Source organism: Pseudomonas sp. B35(2017) (assembly GCF_002113645.1).
GTDB classification, from domain to species: Bacteria; Pseudomonadota; Gammaproteobacteria; order Pseudomonadales; family Pseudomonadaceae; genus Aquipseudomonas; species Aquipseudomonas ekonensis.
The window spans coordinates 15526-32010 of sequence record NZ_NEIZ01000016.1; the positions used below are offsets into that span (position 1 = coordinate 15526).

Here is a 16485-nt window from a genome sequence, read left to right on the forward strand (position 1 = left end):
GGCATGGGACAAGCCCGACAGTCTAGCCGCGCCGGGACGCCTCGGACAGTCCGGTAGCTCGCTATCTATCGAACCGGTCAGGCAACCTTGACGGCGTAGCCTTCCTCGCTGATGGCGGCGATCACTTGTTCGGCGCTCAGCGCACTCTCGACACCCACTTCCCTGGCCGCCAGATCGACCCGCACGCTGGCGGCGGGATCCTTGCTCTGCACCGCCTGGGTGATGGCCCGGACGCAGTGACCGCAGGACATGCCTTCTACCGTGAACACTTGCATGGAACGACTCCTTTTCGAGTGAGGTTGCCGGCAGTCTCAGGCTTGCCACCATGGCAAGGTCAAGTTCTGCGAACAACTGCCGGGCTGGCAATCGACGCTTCAGTCGGCCAAGCTGCGTGCATCAATGACTCGATTTCAGGAGATTCAGCCATGCGCTGGTCAGTTTTCAGCCTGTTTGGCTTCCTCAGTCTCTTTGCCGCGATCCCTTCGGCGCACGCCGCCGCCGAGGATTACGGGGTGCTGATCATTTCCCGCGAGCGCCTGGAAGTCTCGACCCCCTGCGAGATCGGCATCTACATCCAGGATCAACTGTCGGCGCGGCTGTTCCAGGAACAGAGCACCTCGTTCAACCTGCCGCCGGGCACCGTGTCGCTGCGCCTGAAACTGCTGCCGGGGCAAATGCCGGGCTGCAATCCGGGCATGCTGGCGCCGGGTTCCCAGGACATCACGCTCAAGGCCGGCGACGTGCAGAAATACCGGATCGCCATGACCCGCGACGGCATGTACCTCAAGCGCACCGGGCTGGGCTACTGAGCCTTGATTCCTGCTTTGCGGTGTCTGGGCGGGCGCCATCGCCAGCAGGCTGGCTCCCACAGGGAATCTCGCCTGACACCGCGGAACACTTGTGGGAGCCAGCCTGCTGACGATAGGCCCCCCAAGTGCACCGCCCTCCCCTGCGACAACCTGGCGATTGGCGCTTGACCTTGCCCGCATGGCAAGGTTGATCCTTGTAGGCATCCACTACAGGGAGTACGACCGATGTCCGAATCCATCACCTTCGACCTGCCCATCGCGGGCATGACCTGCGCCAGCTGCGCCGGTCGGGTCGAGCGGGCCTTGAGCAAGGTCAGCGGCGCCAGCGCCGTGAGCGTCAACCTCGCCACCGAGCAGGCCCGCGTGCAGGCGCCCGGCGACAGTCTGCCGGCGCTGATCGACGCCGTGGCGCACGCCGGCTACAGCGTACCGCAGCAGACGCTGGAACTGAGTATCGACGGCATGACCTGCGCCTCCTGCGTCGGCCGGGTCGAACGCGCCTTGGCCAAAGTCGCCGGGGTGAAGCACGTCAGCGTCAACCTCGCCAACGAACGGGCCCACCTGGAGCTGCTCGGCGCCGTCGACCCGCAGCGCCTGATCGCCGCCGTGAGCAAGGCCGGCTATTCGGCCAGCGTCTTCGAGCTTGAGCAGCCCGGCGCCGACACCCAAGAACAACGCCTGAACCATGAGCGCTGGGCGCTGTTCTGCGCCATCGCCCTGGCCTTGCCGCTGGTGCTGCCGATGCTGCTGCAACCGTTCGGCGTGCACTGGATGCTGCCGGCCTGGGCGCAGTTCGCCCTCGCCACGCCGGTGCAGTTCATCTTCGGCGCACGGTTCTACAAGGCGGCCTGGAAAGCCGTGCGCGCCGGGGCCGGCAACATGGACTTGCTGGTGGCCCTGGGCACCAGCGCCGGTTATGGCCTGAGCGTGTACGAATGGGCCACCGCCGCCGGGCGCATGCCGCACCTGTACTTCGAAGCGTCGGCGGTGGTGATCGCCCTGGTGTTGCTGGGCAAATACCTGGAAAGCCGCGCCAAGCGCCAGACCGCCAGCGCCATCCGTGCGCTGGAGGCGCTGCGGCCCGAGCGTGCCGTCCAGGTCGTCGACGGCCGCGAACAGGACGTGGCCATCAGCGCCTTGCGCCTTGACGACATCGTGCTGGTCAAACCCGGCGAACGTTTCCCGGTGGACGGCGAAGTGCTCGAAGGCCAGAGCCATGCCGACGAAGCGCTGATCAGCGGCGAAAGCCTGCCGGTGCCCAAGCGGCCGGGGGACACGGTCACCGGCGGCGCCATCAACGGCGAAGGCCGCTTGCTGGTGCGCACCACCGCCCTCGGCGCCGAAAGTGTGCTGGCCCGCATCATCCGGCTGGTGGAGGACGCCCAGGCGGCCAAGGCGCCGATCCAGAAACTGGTGGATAAAGTCAGCCAAGTGTTCGTGCCCACCGTGCTGGTGCTGGCGCTGGCCACACTGGTCGGCTGGTGGCTGTACGGCGCACCGCTGGAGACCGCGCTGATCAACGCCGTCGCCGTGCTGGTGATCGCCTGCCCGTGCGCCCTCGGCCTGGCCACGCCCACCGCGATCATGGCCGGCACCGGCGTGGCGGCGCGCCACGGGATCCTGATCAAGGACGCCGAGGCGCTGGAGCGGGCCCATGAGGTCAACGCCGTAGTCTTCGACAAGACCGGCACCCTGACATCCGGCACCCCGCGCATCGCCCACTTCAGCGCACTGGACGGCGACGAAGACACCCTGCTGAAACAGGCCGGCGCCTTGCAGCGCGGCAGCGAACACCCGTTGGCCAAAGCGGTGCTGGACGCCTGCGCCGAACGCCGGCTGAGCGTGCCGGACGTCAGCGACAGCCAGTCCCTGACCGGCCGCGGCATCGCCGGCCACCTCGACGGGCGGCGCCTGGCCCTGGGCAACCGCCGGCTGCTGGAGGAAAGCGGACTGGGCGCCGGCACGCTGGCCGACGCCGCCAGCGCCTGGGAGGCCGAAGGCCGCACCCTGTCGTGGCTGATCGAGCAAGGCCCCGAACCGCGCGTGCTCGGCCTGTTCGCCTTCGGCGACACCCTCAAGCCCGGCGCCCTGCCCGCCGTGCAGCGCCTGGCCGCAGAAGGCATCCACAGCCACCTGCTGACCGGCGACAACCGCGGCAGCGCCCGGGCGGTCGCCGAGGCACTGGGCATCGACAGCGTGCACGCCGAAGTGCTGCCGGCGGACAAGGCCGCCACGGTCGCCGAGCTGAAGAAATCCGGCGTGGTGGCGATGGTCGGCGACGGCATCAACGACGCCCCGGCCCTGGCCGCCGCGGACATCGGCATCGCCATGGGCGGCGGCACCGACGTGGCCATGCATGCGGCCGGCATCACCCTGATGCGCGGCGACCCGCGCCTGGTGCCGGCGGCCCTGCAGATCAGCCGCAAGACCTACGCCAAGATCCGCCAGAACCTGTTCTGGGCCTTCGTCTACAACCTGATCGGCATCCCGCTGGCGGCGTTCGGCCTGCTCAACCCGGTGCTGGCCGGTGCGGCGATGGCGCTGTCCAGCGTCAGCGTGGTGAGCAATGCGCTACTGTTGAAGACTTGGCAACCCGAGGATCCGGAGGACAACCGATGAACATCGGCCAAGCGGCCCGCCACAGTGGCCTGAGCGCGAAGATGATCCGCTACTACGAGTCGATCGGCCTGCTCCAGGCGGCCCACCGCACCGACAGCGGCTATCGGATCTACGGCGACGGCGACCTGCACACCCTGGCGTTCATCAAGCGCTCGCGCGACCTGGGCTTTTCCCTGGAGGAGGTCGGCAAGCTGCTGACCCTATGGCAAGACCGCCAGCGCGCCAGCGCCGACGTGAAGGCCCTGGCCCGCCAGCACATCGACGAGCTGAACCAGAAAATCCGCGAACTGGGCGAACTGCGCGACACCCTGCAGGACCTGGTGGAGCACTGTCACGGCGATCACCGCCCGGACTGCCCGATCCTCAAGGAACTGGCCTCGGGGTGCTGCGCGCAGCCGGTCCGCGCTTGAGATCCATCGCCAGCAGGCTGGCTCCCACACTGGCATCGTGATTCACGCCAATCACTGTGGGAGCTGGCTTGCCAGCGATGGGGCCAGAACATTCAACATTGGGGGAGGCTGTCAGGCCGCTATCGCTGGCAAGCCAGCTCCCACAGGTACTGCGAATCCACTCAGGATCGGCGCTCATCCCAAACCATTGCGGGAGATTGACTGCAAGCGACAGGGCCGGCACAGCCAAATCTCGGTTGGCTGTCTGGCAGCTATCGCCAGCAGGATTTCAGTGTCCGGAGTCACTCGCTCACTGCATCCACGGCGGCGTCGGCGGCTCGTCGGACTTGCCCGGGGGCGCATCCTCCGCTTCACGCAGGGCCCGGCGGCGTTCCTCCTCGCGGCGGGCGGCTTCGATCTCGCGCATCACCCCACCGACATCCGCCAGCTCTTCGGAGTCGGCGAACTCACCGGTCAACACGCTGCCCGGATGCAAGGTGCCGGCCTCGTAGAGCGCCCACATTTCCTTGGCGTAGCGGGTCTTCTTCAGCTCCGGGGCGAACCGGCCGAAGTACGACGCCATGTTGCCGACGTCCCGCTCCAGCATGCTGAAGGCGTGGTTGTTGCCCGCCGCGTCCACCGCCTGCGGCAGGTCGATGATGACCGGCCCGCTCGGCGCCAGCAGCACGTTGAACTCCGACAGGTCGCCGTGCACCAGGCCGGCACACAGCATCAGCACGATCTGCGAGATCAGGAACGCGTGGTACTCGCGGGCCTGGTCCGGCTCCAGCACCACGTCGTTGAGCCGCGGGGCCGCGTCGCCGTGCTCGTCGGCCACCAGTTCCATCAGCAGCACGCCCTCCAGGAAGTCGTACGGCTTGGGCACCCGCACGCCGGCGTTGGCCAGGCGGAACAGCGCCGCGACCTCGGCGTTCTGCCAGGCGTCCTCGGCCTCCTTGCGCCCGAACTTCGAGCCCTTGGCCATCGCCCGGGCCTGCCGGCTGTTGCGCACCTTGCGGCCTTCCTGGTACTCGGCCGCCTGACGGAAACTGCGTTTGTTCGCCTCCTTGTAGACCTTGGCGCAACGTAACTGATTGCCGCAGCGCACCACATAAACAGCTGCTTCTTTACCGCTCATGAGCGGGCGCAGCACTTCGTCGACCAGACCGTCTTCGATCAGGGGTTCAATGCGTTTTGGAGTCTTCATCAGCTTTTATTGTGGGTCCTTTATAACCAAACACGCGAATGTCACTCGTTATACGGCAATCCTCGCGTCACGGGGAGGGGTTGCCGACCTGTGAACCTGCGATGCACACACTGTGCCGGAACGTGGCGAATCATAGCCGAGCCTGAGCGGACTGTTATCGGCGGATCCCGAAGGCATTTGCGACAGAATCTGACACAGGGAGCCGCCGCCCGAAGGATTTTTCCGCGCGGCCCTCAACTTCCCTCTCCGCCAGCCGAAGTCCTCAGAGACAGAGGATTTTGTCCGACAATCGTTCCCCGAAAAAGAACGAAGCCGCCCCGAAGGATCCGGACGCTGCACAACGTTTTTCGGCTGCCAATAACCGCGAGTCATCTGCACTGCGTGGGCTAACAAGAAAATCTGGAGCGCGGATGAACATCAAACAGAAGTTGACTTGGGCGTTTGCGATCATCGCCTGCTTGCCGGTGGTGCTGGTCGCCACCCTGGTGGTACTGAACCTGCGCAGCGATGCCCGGGACGAATTCGTCGACGGCAGCGGACGCGAGATCCGCCAGGTCAGCAACGCCATGCAGCTGTTCTTCGACGGCATCAGCCAGAACGTCGACTACCTGGCGACGCAACCGCTGATCAAGAACACCGACGACAGCCTCAAGACCTACATGAGCGCCAACGCCGAGAGCGTCCCCCAGGGCGAGATGGACAAAAAGGTGTTCGCCTTCCTGCAGGACCTGGGCAACAGCCACCCGGCCTACGCCTATGCCATCGTCGGCACGGCGGCCGGCGGCTACGTGTCGTGGCCCGACGACCCCAAGCTGAACAACTACGACCCGCGCCAGCGCCCCTGGTACAAGGCCGCCCAGGCCAAGCCGGGCAAGCCGCTGCGCACCGCCGCCTACTACTGGGCGCAGGACGACGCGACCTACGTCAGCACCGTGCGCACCATCGACAACAAGCTGGGCGCCAACGGCGGCGTGGTCAGCATCGACGTGACGCTCAAGCAGCTCACCGAGATCGTCAAACAGATCAAGCTCGGCGAAACCGGCTACCTGATGCTGCTGGAGAACAGCGGCACGGTGCTGGTGGATCCGAAGCGCCCGGAACACAACTTCAAGGCCCTCGACAGCCTCGGCGACGGCTATGCGCAACTGGCCAAGGCCGGCAAGGGACTGGTGGAAGTCGAGCTGGACGGCGAACGCTACATGGCCAACGTCTGGCCGTCGGAGCAACTGGGCTGGACATTCGTCGGCCTGATCAAGCGCAGCGACGTGATGAGTTCCGCCACCCAGCTGACCTGGCTGATCGCAATCATCGCCGCGGTGCTGGCGGTGGTGTTCGCGGTGGTCGGCGCCAGTTTCGCCAGCCTGATCGTGCGGCCGATCCGCAGCGTGGCCAGCGGCCTGGAAGGCATCGCCCAGGGCGAAGGCGACCTGACCAAGAACCTCGACATCCGCGGCAGCGACGAAACCGCGCAACTGGCCAACTGGTTCAACCAGTTCCTCACCGCGATCCGCAGCCTGATCCAGCACATCGGCGGCGCGGCGGGGAAAATCCTCGCCACCTCGCAGAGCTCCACCCGGGTCTCCGGCGACATGGCCGAAGCCGCCGGGCGCCAGCGCGAAGCGGTGGACATGGTGTCCACGGCGTTCCACGAAATGGTCGCCACCGCCAACGAAGTCGCCCGCTCGTGCAGCCAGGCCGCCGAGTCCGCCGACAGCGGCCAGCGCCAGGCGCGCCACGGCCAGCAGCAGATCGACGCGGCGGTGAACAGCGTCGACCAGTTGAGCCAGGAGCTGGAGCAGTCGGCCCAGTCGATGCAGCAGCTGGAGCGCGACAGCAACGACATCCAGTCGATCCTCGGCACCATCCGCTCCATCGCCGAACAGACCAACCTGCTGGCGCTCAACGCCGCCATCGAGGCGGCCCGGGCCGGCGAGCAGGGCCGCGGCTTCGCGGTGGTGGCCGATGAGGTGCGGGCGCTGGCCAAGCGCACGGCGGACTCGACGGCGGAAATCGACGGGCTGTTGGGCAACCTCGCCCGCCGCACCAGCGAAGTCACCCAGCAGATGCGCGCCAGCCTCGACGTGTCGCAGCAGTCGGTGGCGCGCATCGGCGAAGCGCGGGAAAGCTTCGGCCAGATCCGCGAATCGGTGGACGTGATCCGCGACATGAACACCCAGATCGCCACGGCCGCCGAAGAGCAGCACCAGGTGGCCGAAGACATCAACCGCCACATCAGCCAGATCCATGGCGATGCGCAACTGGTGGCGGAACTGGCGAACTCGGCGCGGCTGGACTCCCAGAGCCTGGCGGGGCTGTCGAACGAGCTGGACGGGTTGGTCAGACGCTTCCGCACCTGACGTTTTCTGCGGCGCCTTCACTGGCGCCATCGCCAGCAGGCTGGCTGGCTCCCACAGGGTTTCGGGGTGAATGCTAAACCTGTGGTCACCGCAAGCCCCTTGTGGGAGCCAGCCTGCTGGCGATGGCGGCCGAGAGGCCGCCGACAGTCCCTCAGCGTTCGAGGATGGCAGTGACGCCCTGCCCGCCCGCCGCACAGATCGAGATCAGGCCGCGCCCCTGGCCCGCCGCGTCCAGCAGCTTGGCCAGGTTGGCCACGATCCGCCCGCCGGTCGCGGCGAACGGATGCCCGGCCGCCAGCGAACTGCCCTTGACGTTCAGCCGGCTGCGGTCGATGGCGCCCAACGGCGCGTCGAGCCCCAGACGGGTCTTGCAGTAGTCCGCATCTTCCCAGGCCTTCAAGGTGCACAGCACCTGGGCGGCGAAGGCTTCGTGGATCTCGTAGTAGTCGAAGTCCTGCAGGGTCAGGCCGTTGCGCGCCAGCAGACGCGGCACCGCGTAGACCGGCGCCATCAGCAGCCCCTCGGCGCCGTTGACGAAATCCACCGCCGCCGCTTCGCCGTCCCGCAAGTACGCCAGCACCGGCAGCCCCCGCGCCTGCGCCCACTCCTCGCTGCCCAGCAGCACCACCGAGGCGCCATCGGTCAGCGGCGTGGAGTTGCCGGCGGTCAGCGTGCCCTTGGCGCTTTTCTCGAAGGCAGGCTTGAGGGTCGCGAGTTTTTCCAGGGTCAGGTCCGGGCGCAGGTTGTTGTCGCGGGTGAGGCCCAAAAACGGCGTGGTCAGGTCGTTGTGCCAGCCTTCGCTGTAGGACGCCGCCAGTTTGTGGTGACTGTCCAGCGCCAGCAGGTCCTGGTCTTCGCGGGAGATGTTCCAGGTCTGCGCCATCAGCTCGCAGTGCTCGCCCATCGAAAGGCCGGTGCGCGGCTCGCCGTTGCGCGGAAACTCCGGGATCAAGTGCCGGGGACGCAATTGCAGAAAGGTCTTGAGCTTGTCGCCCGTGGTCTTGGCCCGGTTGGCTTGCAGCAGGATCTTGCGCAGGCCTTCGCTGACGCTGATGGGGGCGTCCGACGTGGTGTCGACGCCGCCGGCCACGCCGCACTCGATCTGGCCGAGGGCGATCTTGTTGGCCACCAGCAGCGCCGCCTCAAGGCCGGTGCCGCAGGCCTGCTGGATGTCGTAGGCGGGCGTGGCCGGCGACAGCCGCGAGCCGAGCACGCATTCGCGGGTCAGGTTCATGTCCCGCGACAGCTTCAGCACCGCCCCCGCCGCCACTTCGCCCAGGCGCAGGCCGTGCAGGCCGTAGCGTTCGATCAGGCCTTCGAGCGCGGCGGTGAGCATCGCCTGGTTGCTGGCGGTGGCGTAGGGCCCGTTGGAGCGGGCGAACGGTATCCGGTTGCCGCCGATGATCGCGACGCGGCGCAGCTGAGTCATGAAAAGCTCCTTGTTGGATGGCACACCTAAGCAAGTTCCTGGGGCATGGCTGTCTTGATCCAAACCCTGCGGCGCCAGATCCGCCGCCGAGCAGGACGGTTGCGCCTGCCCGATCCGCATTTCTGCGCAAGACCTGCTAAACCTCAGTGTTCAAGCGTAGGCCCTATTGCACGGACCGAACGATTGTTTGCCTTGGGCAGTCCACACTCTGAGCATCTTTTTCCGGAGAGCGTTCCATGTCTGACCGCTATATCGACTTCGCCAACTCGTCCCTCGGACACCGCCTGGTCGGCGCCCTGGGCCTGCCGTCGCCGGTGCGGCTGGAGCGCTGGCAGGCCGGGCGCCTGCGGCCGGTGGAGGGCGCGCTGCTGATCGGCGGCGGGCCGTTGGCCGCCCGCGTCAGCGCCTTCGCCAACCGCCTGACCGACGCCATCTACCGCTACGGCGACGAACCGGCCTCCCTCACCGAGTGGATTCCCGGCGCAGGCCCGAAACTCAAGGCCGTGGTGTTCGACGCCAGCGACCTGCAACGCACCGATCAGCTCAAGCGCCTGCGCGAATTCTTCCAGCCGCTGATGAAGAGCCTCGACCGCTGCGCCCACCTGGTGATCCTGGGCCGCGCGCCGGAGTCGCTGGACGATCCGTTCGCCGCCAGCGCGCAACGGGCGCTCGAAGGGTTCTCCCGTTCGCTGGCCAAGGAGCTGCGCAGCGGCGGCACCCTGCAGCTGATCTACGTCGGCGACGGCGCCGAGGACCAACTGGAAGGCCCGCTGCGGTTTTTCCTGTCGCCCAAGAGCGCCTTCGTGTCCGGGCAGGTCATCCGCCTCCAGGCCTGCAGCACCCAGGTCAGCGACTGGACACGCCCCCTGGCCGGGCGCAAGGCGCTGGTGACCGGCGCGGCACGGGGCATCGGCGCGTCCATCGCCGAAACCCTGGCCCGCGACGGCGCCGACGTGATCCTGCTCGACGTGCCGCCGGCCAAAAGCGACCTGGAGGCCCTCGCCGCACGGCTGGGCGGGCGCGCCGTCACCCTCGACATCTGCGCCGAGGACGCCGCCGCGCAACTGACCGAACAGTTGCCCGACGGCCTCGACATCCTCGTGCACAACGCCGGCATCACCCGCGACAAGACCCTGGCCAACATGACGCCGGACTTCTGGGACGCGGTGCTGGCGGTCAACCTCAACGCCCCTCAGACACTGACCCAGGCCCTGCTCGACAGCGGCGCCCTGCACGACCACGCACGGATCATCCTGCTGGCCTCGATCAGCGGCATCGCCGGCAACCGCGGGCAAACCAACTACGCGGCGAGCAAGGCCGGGCTGATCGGGCTGGCCCAGGCCTGGGCGCCGACGCTGCAGGCACGGGGCATCAGCATCAACGCCGTGGCGCCCGGCTTCATCGAGACCCAGATGACCGCGCACATTCCGTTCGGCCTGCGCGAGGCCGGCCGGCGCATGAGTTCCCTGGGCCAGGGCGGCCTGCCCCAGGACGTCGCCGAGGCGGTGGCGTGGCTGGCGCAGCCGGGCACCGGGGCATTCACCGGGCAGGCCTTGCGGGTCTGCGGACAAAGCGTGTTGGGGGCCTAGGCATGAGCAACGACTGGCAGACACTGGAGCGCGAACCGGGCTTGCCCGGCCTTTACCTGCGGGCCGCGACCCGCCGCAAAATCACCGGCACCACCCTGCCCGACCTGGGCCTGCGCTGCTGGGTGGACGTCGATGGCCGGCGGCTGGCGGCCTACCGCACCGTCTGCGGCTTCGCCGACGACGGCCTGCTGCCGCCGACCTATCCGCACATTCTGGCGTTCGCCCTGCAGATGCGCCTGCTGACGGACAAGGCGTTTCCGTTCCCTTTGCTGGGGCTGATCCACCTGAGCAACCGGCTCCGCGTGCTGCGGCCGATGGGCGGGGTCAGCCGGGCGCTGGCGGGCGTGCAGGTGCGCAACCTGCAGCCCCATCCCAAAGGCGCGACCTTCGATCTGCTGACCACCCTCGACGATCAGCTCGGGCCGCTGTGGGAAGCCGAAAGCCGGATGCTGTGCCGCGGCGTGAAGCTTGAGGGCGAGCCGCAGGCCTCGTCGTGGGAACCGTCGCTGCCCCTGACGGAAGTGGCGCAGTGGAACGCTCCGGCGGACATCGGCCGGCGATACGCCAAGGTGTCCGGCGACTGCAACCCGATCCACCTGAGCGGCCCCAGCGCGAAGCTGTTCGGCTTCCCCAGCGCCATCGCCCACGGCCTGTGGAACAAGGCCCGCACCCTCGCCGCGCTGGCCGACCGGCTGCCCAAGGCCAACCTGGAGGTGACCGTGCACTTTCGCAAACCGGTGCGCTTGCCCAGCGAGGTGACGCTGCTGGCCAGCGCCGCCGGTTCCAGCGGCGAATTGCGCCTGACCGGAGCCGCTGGACTGGAGCACATGGTGGGCGACTGGCGACCGGTCGCTTGAGCGGGGTTCCGGCCGGCGGCTGTGCCTCGGGCGGGAGCACGCTCCCTCGCCGCGAGCGGTGGGAGCGACCTGGAAATTGTGTGTATATCACTTAAGTTTTTCCGCACCGCCCGCCCCTGCCGCGCCAAACGCCGCCATTGATTTGCAAGGCTTTTTTCGGCGCACCTATCACCACAGGATTAGTCCTTAGGCAGCATCCGCCGCCCCTTGCAGGAAGGCGTTAATACCAACTTGAGAATGGCGTGGATCCAACCGCTCGATTGAGATGACCACAACGGACGAAGGCATCGCCGGCGACAGAACCGGGGAGCCCTCGGCAACAACGAACGTTGTGACAGGTGCAAGGACTCTCAATCATGAACAATCAAGCGTGGTGCAAAACAGCGACAGCTCTGGCATTGATCCTCTCCCTCGGCCTCGCCGGCTGCAGCAGCGGCGGTGGCGGCCATCACAGCAGCTCCGGCAGTTCCTCGTCCGACGGCACCGCCGCCGGCACCAGCGGCACAGGCGGCTCGACCGGAACGGGCGGCACGGGCGGCACGGGCGGCACGGGCGGCACGGGCGGCAGCGGCGACACCGCCGGTACCGGAGGAACCGGTGGCACAGGAGGAACCGGAGGTACAGGCGGCACTGGCGGAACGGGCGGCACCGATCCGACCAACCCCACCAACCCGACGGATCCGACCGGCCCCACCAACCCCTCCGGCCCTCAACCCTTGGTGACCAGCACTCTGGTGCAGGACGTGGGCAACACCGTGGCAGGCGTCGGCAACGGCGTCGGTCAGGTCGGCGATGCGCTCAGCGGCCTGCCGGTGGCCGGCGGCATCGTACAGAGTTTCGCCACCACCGCCGGCAACGTCGTGAGCACCTTGGGTGACGGCGTGGCCAACGGCCTCGGCAAGCTGGGCACCACGGACAACGGCCTGGGCGTGACCGCCTCGGCGCTCGGCGGCGTGGTGCAGGATGCGGGCAACGGCGTGTCCGACCTGAGCGGCAAACTGGCCAGCGCCACCGGCAGCATTCCGGTGGTCGGCGGCGTGGTCACCCGGGTCGCGCCGGTGCTCGACGGCGTCGGCGAAAAAGTCACCATGCTCGGCGACACCCTGAGCACCGCCACCACCAGCGGCCCGCTCGGCTCGGCCACCCAACAGGTGAGCAAGCAACTGGTGCCGGTGATCGCCATGGTCGAAAGCACCACCGACAAGCTCGGCAGCGCCACAGGGCTGGGCGCCCCCCTCAACGGTGTGCTGCAGAAGGTCGGCGGCGCCGTCGACGGCCTGGGCAACAACGTCACCGGCGCCGGCAGCGGCAATGCGCTGACCAGCACCGTAGGCGGCGCCCTCAGCAACGTCGGCACCACGGTCGCCAAGGCCGGCGGGCTGACCGACAACGGCACCGGCGGCTCCACCGGCGGCATCGGCGGTGGCCTGGGCGGCACCGGCCTGCTGCAGACCGTCGGCGGCGCGGCGGTCAACGTCGGCGGCGGGGCGGCCACCGGCAACGGCAGCCTGACGGCGCCCGGCGGTGTCGTGGCCTCGGTCGGCAACGTGGTGGCTTCGGTCAACACCGTGCTCGGCGGCTCGGGCACCCCGATCACCAGCCCCACCACGCCGCTGGCAACCTTGGGCACCAACGTGGGCAGCGGACTGGCCCCGGTCACCACGGCCGTCACCAGCCTGACCCAGAACGTCGGCGCCGCCACCGGCGTCGGCAGTCCGGTGGCCAGCCTCACCGGGCAGGTCGGCGCCACCGTCGCCAATGTGGGCGGCGCCATCGCCGGCACCGGCAGCAACCCTGTCGTCACCGCCGTGGGCAACACCGTGACCGCCGTGGGCGGCACCGTCTCCGCCGTCGGCGGCCTGGTCACCGGCGGCACCGGCAACACCGGCAATACCGGCGGCGGACTGGGGGGAGCCCTCGGCGGCCTCACCGGCGCGCTGGGCGGCACCCAACGCTAATTGCACCTGGCCGATTCGACGGCCATCCCTACAGCGCCTACGCTTGGTTGGAGGCGGAAGATCCCCGCGGATCTTCCGCCTTTTTCTTGGGAAAGCATCAGCCAAGTGCTGCGGTCTGAACATGGAGTGTCCTATGCGCATCATGGCGTCCCTGCTGTTCTTCGGTCTCAGTTGCACGGCCCTCGCCGACACCCTGCCCAGCTTCCTCAACAGCAACGAAACCATCCGCAACCTCCCGGTGCCCAACCTGCCGGCCGACGCCTACCGCCCCAGCGCCGCGCCGTTGCAGGTGCCAGAACCCGGCGCCACCGCTGCGCAACCGCTGATGATGGGCACCAAGATCCATTTGAAGACCGTGCAGATCGAAGGCGGCACGCTCTACCCGCTGAACGAACTGGCGGCCATCTACCAACCCCTGATCGGCCGCGAATCCAGCCTCGCCGACCTGATCGAGGCGACCCGCAGCATCAGCCGCCGCTACCAGCAGGACGGCTACCTGCTGTCCTACGCCTTCCTGCCGCAGCAGTCCTTCGGCGACGGCGTGGCGCGGGTGGTGCTGGTGGAAGGCTACGTGCGCGACGTGCAGGTGCAGGGCGACATCGGCCGGGTCAAGGGCCTGCTCGACCGGCTGGCGGCCAAGATCCAGGCCGAACGCCCGCTGACCCGCAAGACCTTCGAACGCTACACCACCCTGATGACCCGCATCCCCGGCGTCACCCTGCAGGCCCAGGTGCCGCCGCCCGGCACCACCGACGGCGCCACGACGCTGTTGGCCCAGGCCAGCCGCAAGCCGTTCACCAGCACCCTGAGCACCACCGAGGACAACCGCAACGGCACCCAGGCCCTGCTCGGCGTCAGCAGCAACTCGCAGACGTCGATGGGCGAACAGCTGACCCTCAGCGGCCTGTTTCCGCCGGGGGACGACCAGGAACATTACTACCGCGCGGACTACAGCCAGTTCATCGACGACGAAGGCTCGCAGCTGATCCTGTCCGCCTCACGCTACCGCGCCGACCCCGGCACCAATGTGCTGCTGGACAACGGTCTGCAACTCAAGCCGCACCGCGAGAACGACCGCTACTCCTTCGGTTTCAGCCTGCCGCTGATCGCTTCGCCCAACGAACTGCTGACCGCCGGCTCGCGCCTGTACGCGGTCAACGACAAGACCCGCTACAAGGTCATCGGCTACCCGCTGAGCGTCGAAGAACGCACCGACATCCGCGCCCTCGCCTTCGAAAGCGACTGGCGCAAGGCCGATGCCCGGCAACTGCGGATCCTCAGCGGCGGCGTCTACCAGGGCTTCGACAGCATGGGCGCCCACACCAACAACGACGCCATCGACCTGAGCTTCTTCCGCCTGCGGCTGTCCGGGGTGCAGAGCGACAAATTCCTCGACAACTGGCAGGGCGTGGCGTCGGCGGCGCTGTACTGGAGCGACGACACCTTGCCCGACAGCGAACGGGCGGTGTTCGGCGGCCAGAACTTCGGCCGCGGCTACCCCGACGACCAGGCCTCCGGCGACAAGGGCTGGGGCGTGGCCTACGAGATCAACTACAGCTTCAACCGCGAGGGCAACTGGGTGCGCATCCTGCAGCCGTACGTGGTGCTGGACCGCTCGCGCAGCTGGTTCAACCGCTTGCCGGTGCAGGCCAACAGCCTGTCTTCGGCGGCGCTCGGGCTCAGGTTCGGCGACGCGAAGTACTACAACATCGCCCTGGAGGCGGCCAAGCCGATGTCGGACGAGGCGCTGGACACCTTCAACCGGCGGATGCGCTACAGCATCAGTTTCAGTTATCAGCTGTAGGTTGGTTTCCACAGTTTTGTTGGTGATGGGGGGTGTGCCGGCCCTGTCGGTGGCAAGTTGAGTCGTCGCACTGTAGTGCCCACAGGGATTGAGGTGGGCTGGGAGGGATTGGTTGGCTGGTAGGCCGTCATCGCCAGCAGGCTGGCTCCTACAGTTGGATCGGGTGGTGTCAGGTAGAGGTTGATCGGCTGTCAGGCCGCCATCGCTGGCAAGCCAGCTCCCACAGGGTCTGAGGTGGTCTGGGAGGATTGGTCGGCTGTCAGGTCGTCATCGCCAGCAGGCTGGCTCCTACAGTTGGATCGGGTGGTGTCAGGTAGAGGTTGGTCGGCTGTCAGGCCGCCATCGCGGCTCTTCAAAAGGCCGAGTGTCAGCTCGCCTCGCTTTTGATCTTGATCTGCCGGCCCCTTCGGAAGGCTGAGCGGAGGGGTTCATCCGGGGGTGGGCGCGCAGCGCCGTTTGGCGCAGCCAAACACATCGGAAGGAGGTGCAGCGAAGCAAACCGTAGCCGATGCCCCCGGATGAATCCCGGAGCGAAGGAACCCCGAGCCTAGGCGAGGGGCCGTACGCTGGGGCCCAGCCTTTTTGGTTACTTTTTTCTGGGCCGGCATTCCGGGCGTTTGAAAAAAGTGACCCGCCGTAAGGGCGGAACCGCCAGCGGCAACACCCGAAGAAACGGATATGTAATCAACCAAACCAAAGCCTGGTCGGCCCACAGGCCGCCAAGGCTAAAGGGTCAAAAGGCCAAAAGGCCAAAAGCTCAAGACACATTCACCTTCGGCTTAGGAAACAAATTATCCAGCGTCTCCAACAACCTGACGTGATAGATCGGCTTACGAAACAGATCCAGCACCTGCAACCGCAGCATGTCGCTGACGTCTTCCATGTCCGCATGCCCCGACGTCACGATCACCGGCAAATGCTCGCGGGACGTATGCTCGCGCAGCCGCCGGATCAGCGACATGCCGCTCTCCTCCGGCATCCGCAGGTCGGTGATCACCAGGGCAATGTCGGGATGCCGGGTCAGGTGGTGCAGGGCCAGCTTCACCGACGTCGCCGTGTGGCAGACAAACCCCTCGCCCTCCAGCAGCTCCGCCAGCTCCAGCAACGCGTCCTCCTCATCGTCAACCAGAAGCAACTGTTGGCGCGGCAAAGAGGAGGCAGTCATGGGCAATCCCTGAAAGGCAAAAGGTGGAACCGAGTGTAGCGGGGCTTTCGCCGCAGGCGACCGCTCCGGCTACGGCATCTGCGCCGGAGCGGACTGCGCCGAGCCGCCCAGCGCCACCAGGATGTTGTTGAAGATCGCCAGCACCCTGCCCCCCACGGGGGTCACGAACACCACGACCACCACCGCCACCATCGCCACGACAATGGCGTACTCGATGGCAGACGCCGCATCGGTACGGGCCAGAAACAGACGCACACGCATCATCAGGTAATCAAGGAACATGATCGTTCTCCTTCCGACAC

Annotated in this window: 13 protein-coding genes and 1 pseudogene; 9 read left to right on the forward strand and 5 right to left on the reverse strand. The window is 67.4% G+C overall.

The window, feature by feature from the left end; genetic code table 11:
• Positions 1-77: 77 nt before the first annotated feature.
• Positions 78-275, reverse strand: a complete 198-nt coding sequence (locus CAG41_RS21870; RefSeq protein ID WP_085582618.1) for a heavy-metal-associated domain-containing protein — start codon at positions 273-275, stop codon at positions 78-80.
• Between the two features lie 150 nt (positions 276-425).
• On the opposite strand from CAG41_RS21870, the gene CAG41_RS21875 reads away from it, so the two are divergent.
• From CAG41_RS21875 to cueR, 3 genes are all read left to right on the forward strand, one after another.
• On the forward strand, positions 426-809 hold the full coding sequence (locus CAG41_RS21875; protein WP_085582620.1) for a hypothetical protein: 384 nt from the start codon (positions 426-428) through the stop codon (positions 807-809).
• Positions 810-1034: 225 nt separating this feature from the next.
• Positions 1035-3428: a heavy metal translocating P-type ATPase gene (locus CAG41_RS21880; RefSeq protein WP_085634062.1), complete on the forward strand. Its 2394-nt coding sequence runs from the start codon at positions 1035-1037 to the stop codon at positions 3426-3428.
• A complete protein-coding gene (gene cueR, locus CAG41_RS21885) occupies positions 3425-3838 on the forward strand; it encodes a Cu(I)-responsive transcriptional regulator (protein WP_085582624.1) in 414 nt (137 codons plus the stop codon). The genes CAG41_RS21880 and cueR overlap by 4 nt, the downstream gene beginning before the upstream one ends.
• Before the next feature lie 289 nt (positions 3839-4127).
• On the opposite strand, the gene CAG41_RS21890 is transcribed toward cueR, so the two are convergent.
• Complete coding sequence (locus CAG41_RS21890) at positions 4128-5024, reverse strand: PA4780 family RIO1-like protein kinase (RefSeq protein WP_085582626.1); 897 nt, start codon at positions 5022-5024, stop codon at positions 4128-4130.
• 410 nt (positions 5025-5434) lie between these two features.
• Between CAG41_RS21890 and CAG41_RS29245 the strand changes: the two are divergent.
• Positions 5435-6523 (forward strand): annotated as a pseudogene (locus CAG41_RS29245) (cache domain-containing protein); the annotation flags it as partial.
• Between the two features lie 129 nt (positions 6524-6652).
• Positions 6653-7381: a methyl-accepting chemotaxis protein gene (locus CAG41_RS29250; protein ID WP_371856110.1), complete on the forward strand. Its 729-nt coding sequence runs from the start codon at positions 6653-6655 to the stop codon at positions 7379-7381.
• A gap of 151 nt (positions 7382-7532) precedes the next feature.
• Here the strand turns inward: CAG41_RS29250 and CAG41_RS21900 are convergent, their stop codons facing one another.
• Complete coding sequence (locus tag CAG41_RS21900) at positions 7533-8810, reverse strand: acetyl-CoA C-acetyltransferase (RefSeq protein ID WP_085707467.1); 1278 nt, start codon at positions 8808-8810, stop codon at positions 7533-7535.
• A 236-nt stretch (positions 8811-9046) separates the two neighbouring features.
• Between CAG41_RS21900 and CAG41_RS21905 the strand changes: the two genes are divergently transcribed.
• From CAG41_RS21905 to CAG41_RS21920, 4 genes are all read left to right on the forward strand, one after another.
• Positions 9047-10399 carry a 3-oxoacyl-ACP reductase gene (locus CAG41_RS21905; protein WP_085640935.1) on the forward strand — a complete coding sequence of 451 codons (1353 nt, stop codon included), beginning with the start codon at positions 9047-9049 and terminating at the stop codon, positions 10397-10399.
• Positions 10400-10401: 2 nt separating this feature from the next.
• Positions 10402-11256, forward strand: coding sequence for a MaoC/PaaZ C-terminal domain-containing protein (locus CAG41_RS21910; protein ID WP_085707468.1), 855 nt, complete (start codon positions 10402-10404; stop codon positions 11254-11256).
• Positions 11257-11612: 356 nt separating this feature from the next.
• Entirely contained in the window at positions 11613-13214 is a 1602-nt protein-coding gene (locus CAG41_RS21915) for a collagen-like triple helix repeat-containing protein (RefSeq protein WP_085707469.1), read from the forward strand.
• Between the two features lie 133 nt (positions 13215-13347).
• Positions 13348-15018: a ShlB/FhaC/HecB family hemolysin secretion/activation protein gene (locus CAG41_RS21920; protein ID WP_085707470.1), complete on the forward strand. Its 1671-nt coding sequence runs from the start codon at positions 13348-13350 to the stop codon at positions 15016-15018.
• Between the two features lie 757 nt (positions 15019-15775).
• Here the strand turns inward: CAG41_RS21920 and CAG41_RS21925 are convergent.
• Both CAG41_RS21925 and CAG41_RS21930 read right to left on the reverse strand, forming a co-directional pair.
• A complete protein-coding gene (locus CAG41_RS21925; protein ID WP_085582640.1) occupies positions 15776-16183 on the reverse strand; it encodes a response regulator in 408 nt (135 codons plus the stop codon).
• Between the two features lie 69 nt (positions 16184-16252).
• Entirely contained in the window at positions 16253-16465 is a 213-nt protein-coding gene (locus CAG41_RS21930) for a Flp family type IVb pilin (protein ID WP_085582642.1), read from the reverse strand.
• Positions 16466-16485 lie beyond the last annotated feature (20 nt).

Bases quoted from the DNA above. Each gene is read 5' to 3' on its own strand.
- CAG41_RS21870 (WP_085582618.1), bottom strand. From the start codon at position 275: ATGCAAGTGTTCACGGTAGAAGGCATGTCCTGCGGTCACTGCGTCCGG.
- CAG41_RS21875 (WP_085582620.1), top strand. From the start codon at position 426: ATGCGCTGGTCAGTTTTCAGCCTGTTTGGCTTCCTCAGTCTCTTTGCC.
- CAG41_RS21880 (WP_085634062.1), top strand. From the start codon at position 1,035: ATGTCCGAATCCATCACCTTCGACCTGCCCATCGCGGGCATGACCTGC.
- cueR (WP_085582624.1), top strand. From the start codon at position 3,425: ATGAACATCGGCCAAGCGGCCCGCCACAGTGGCCTGAGCGCGAAGATG.
- CAG41_RS21890 (WP_085582626.1), bottom strand. From the start codon at position 5,024: ATGAAGACTCCAAAACGCATTGAACCCCTGATCGAAGACGGTCTGGTC.
- CAG41_RS29250 (WP_371856110.1), top strand. From the start codon at position 6,653: ATGGTGTCCACGGCGTTCCACGAAATGGTCGCCACCGCCAACGAAGTC.
- CAG41_RS21900 (WP_085707467.1), bottom strand. From the start codon at position 8,810: ATGACTCAGCTGCGCCGCGTCGCGATCATCGGCGGCAACCGGATACCG.
- CAG41_RS21905 (WP_085640935.1), top strand. From the start codon at position 9,047: ATGTCTGACCGCTATATCGACTTCGCCAACTCGTCCCTCGGACACCGC.
- CAG41_RS21910 (WP_085707468.1), top strand. From the start codon at position 10,402: ATGAGCAACGACTGGCAGACACTGGAGCGCGAACCGGGCTTGCCCGGC.
- CAG41_RS21915 (WP_085707469.1), top strand. From the start codon at position 11,613: ATGAACAATCAAGCGTGGTGCAAAACAGCGACAGCTCTGGCATTGATC.
- CAG41_RS21920 (WP_085707470.1), top strand. From the start codon at position 13,348: ATGCGCATCATGGCGTCCCTGCTGTTCTTCGGTCTCAGTTGCACGGCC.
- CAG41_RS21925 (WP_085582640.1), bottom strand. From the start codon at position 16,183: ATGACTGCCTCCTCTTTGCCGCGCCAACAGTTGCTTCTGGTTGACGAT.
- CAG41_RS21930 (WP_085582642.1), bottom strand. From the start codon at position 16,465: ATGTTCCTTGATTACCTGATGATGCGTGTGCGTCTGTTTCTGGCCCGT.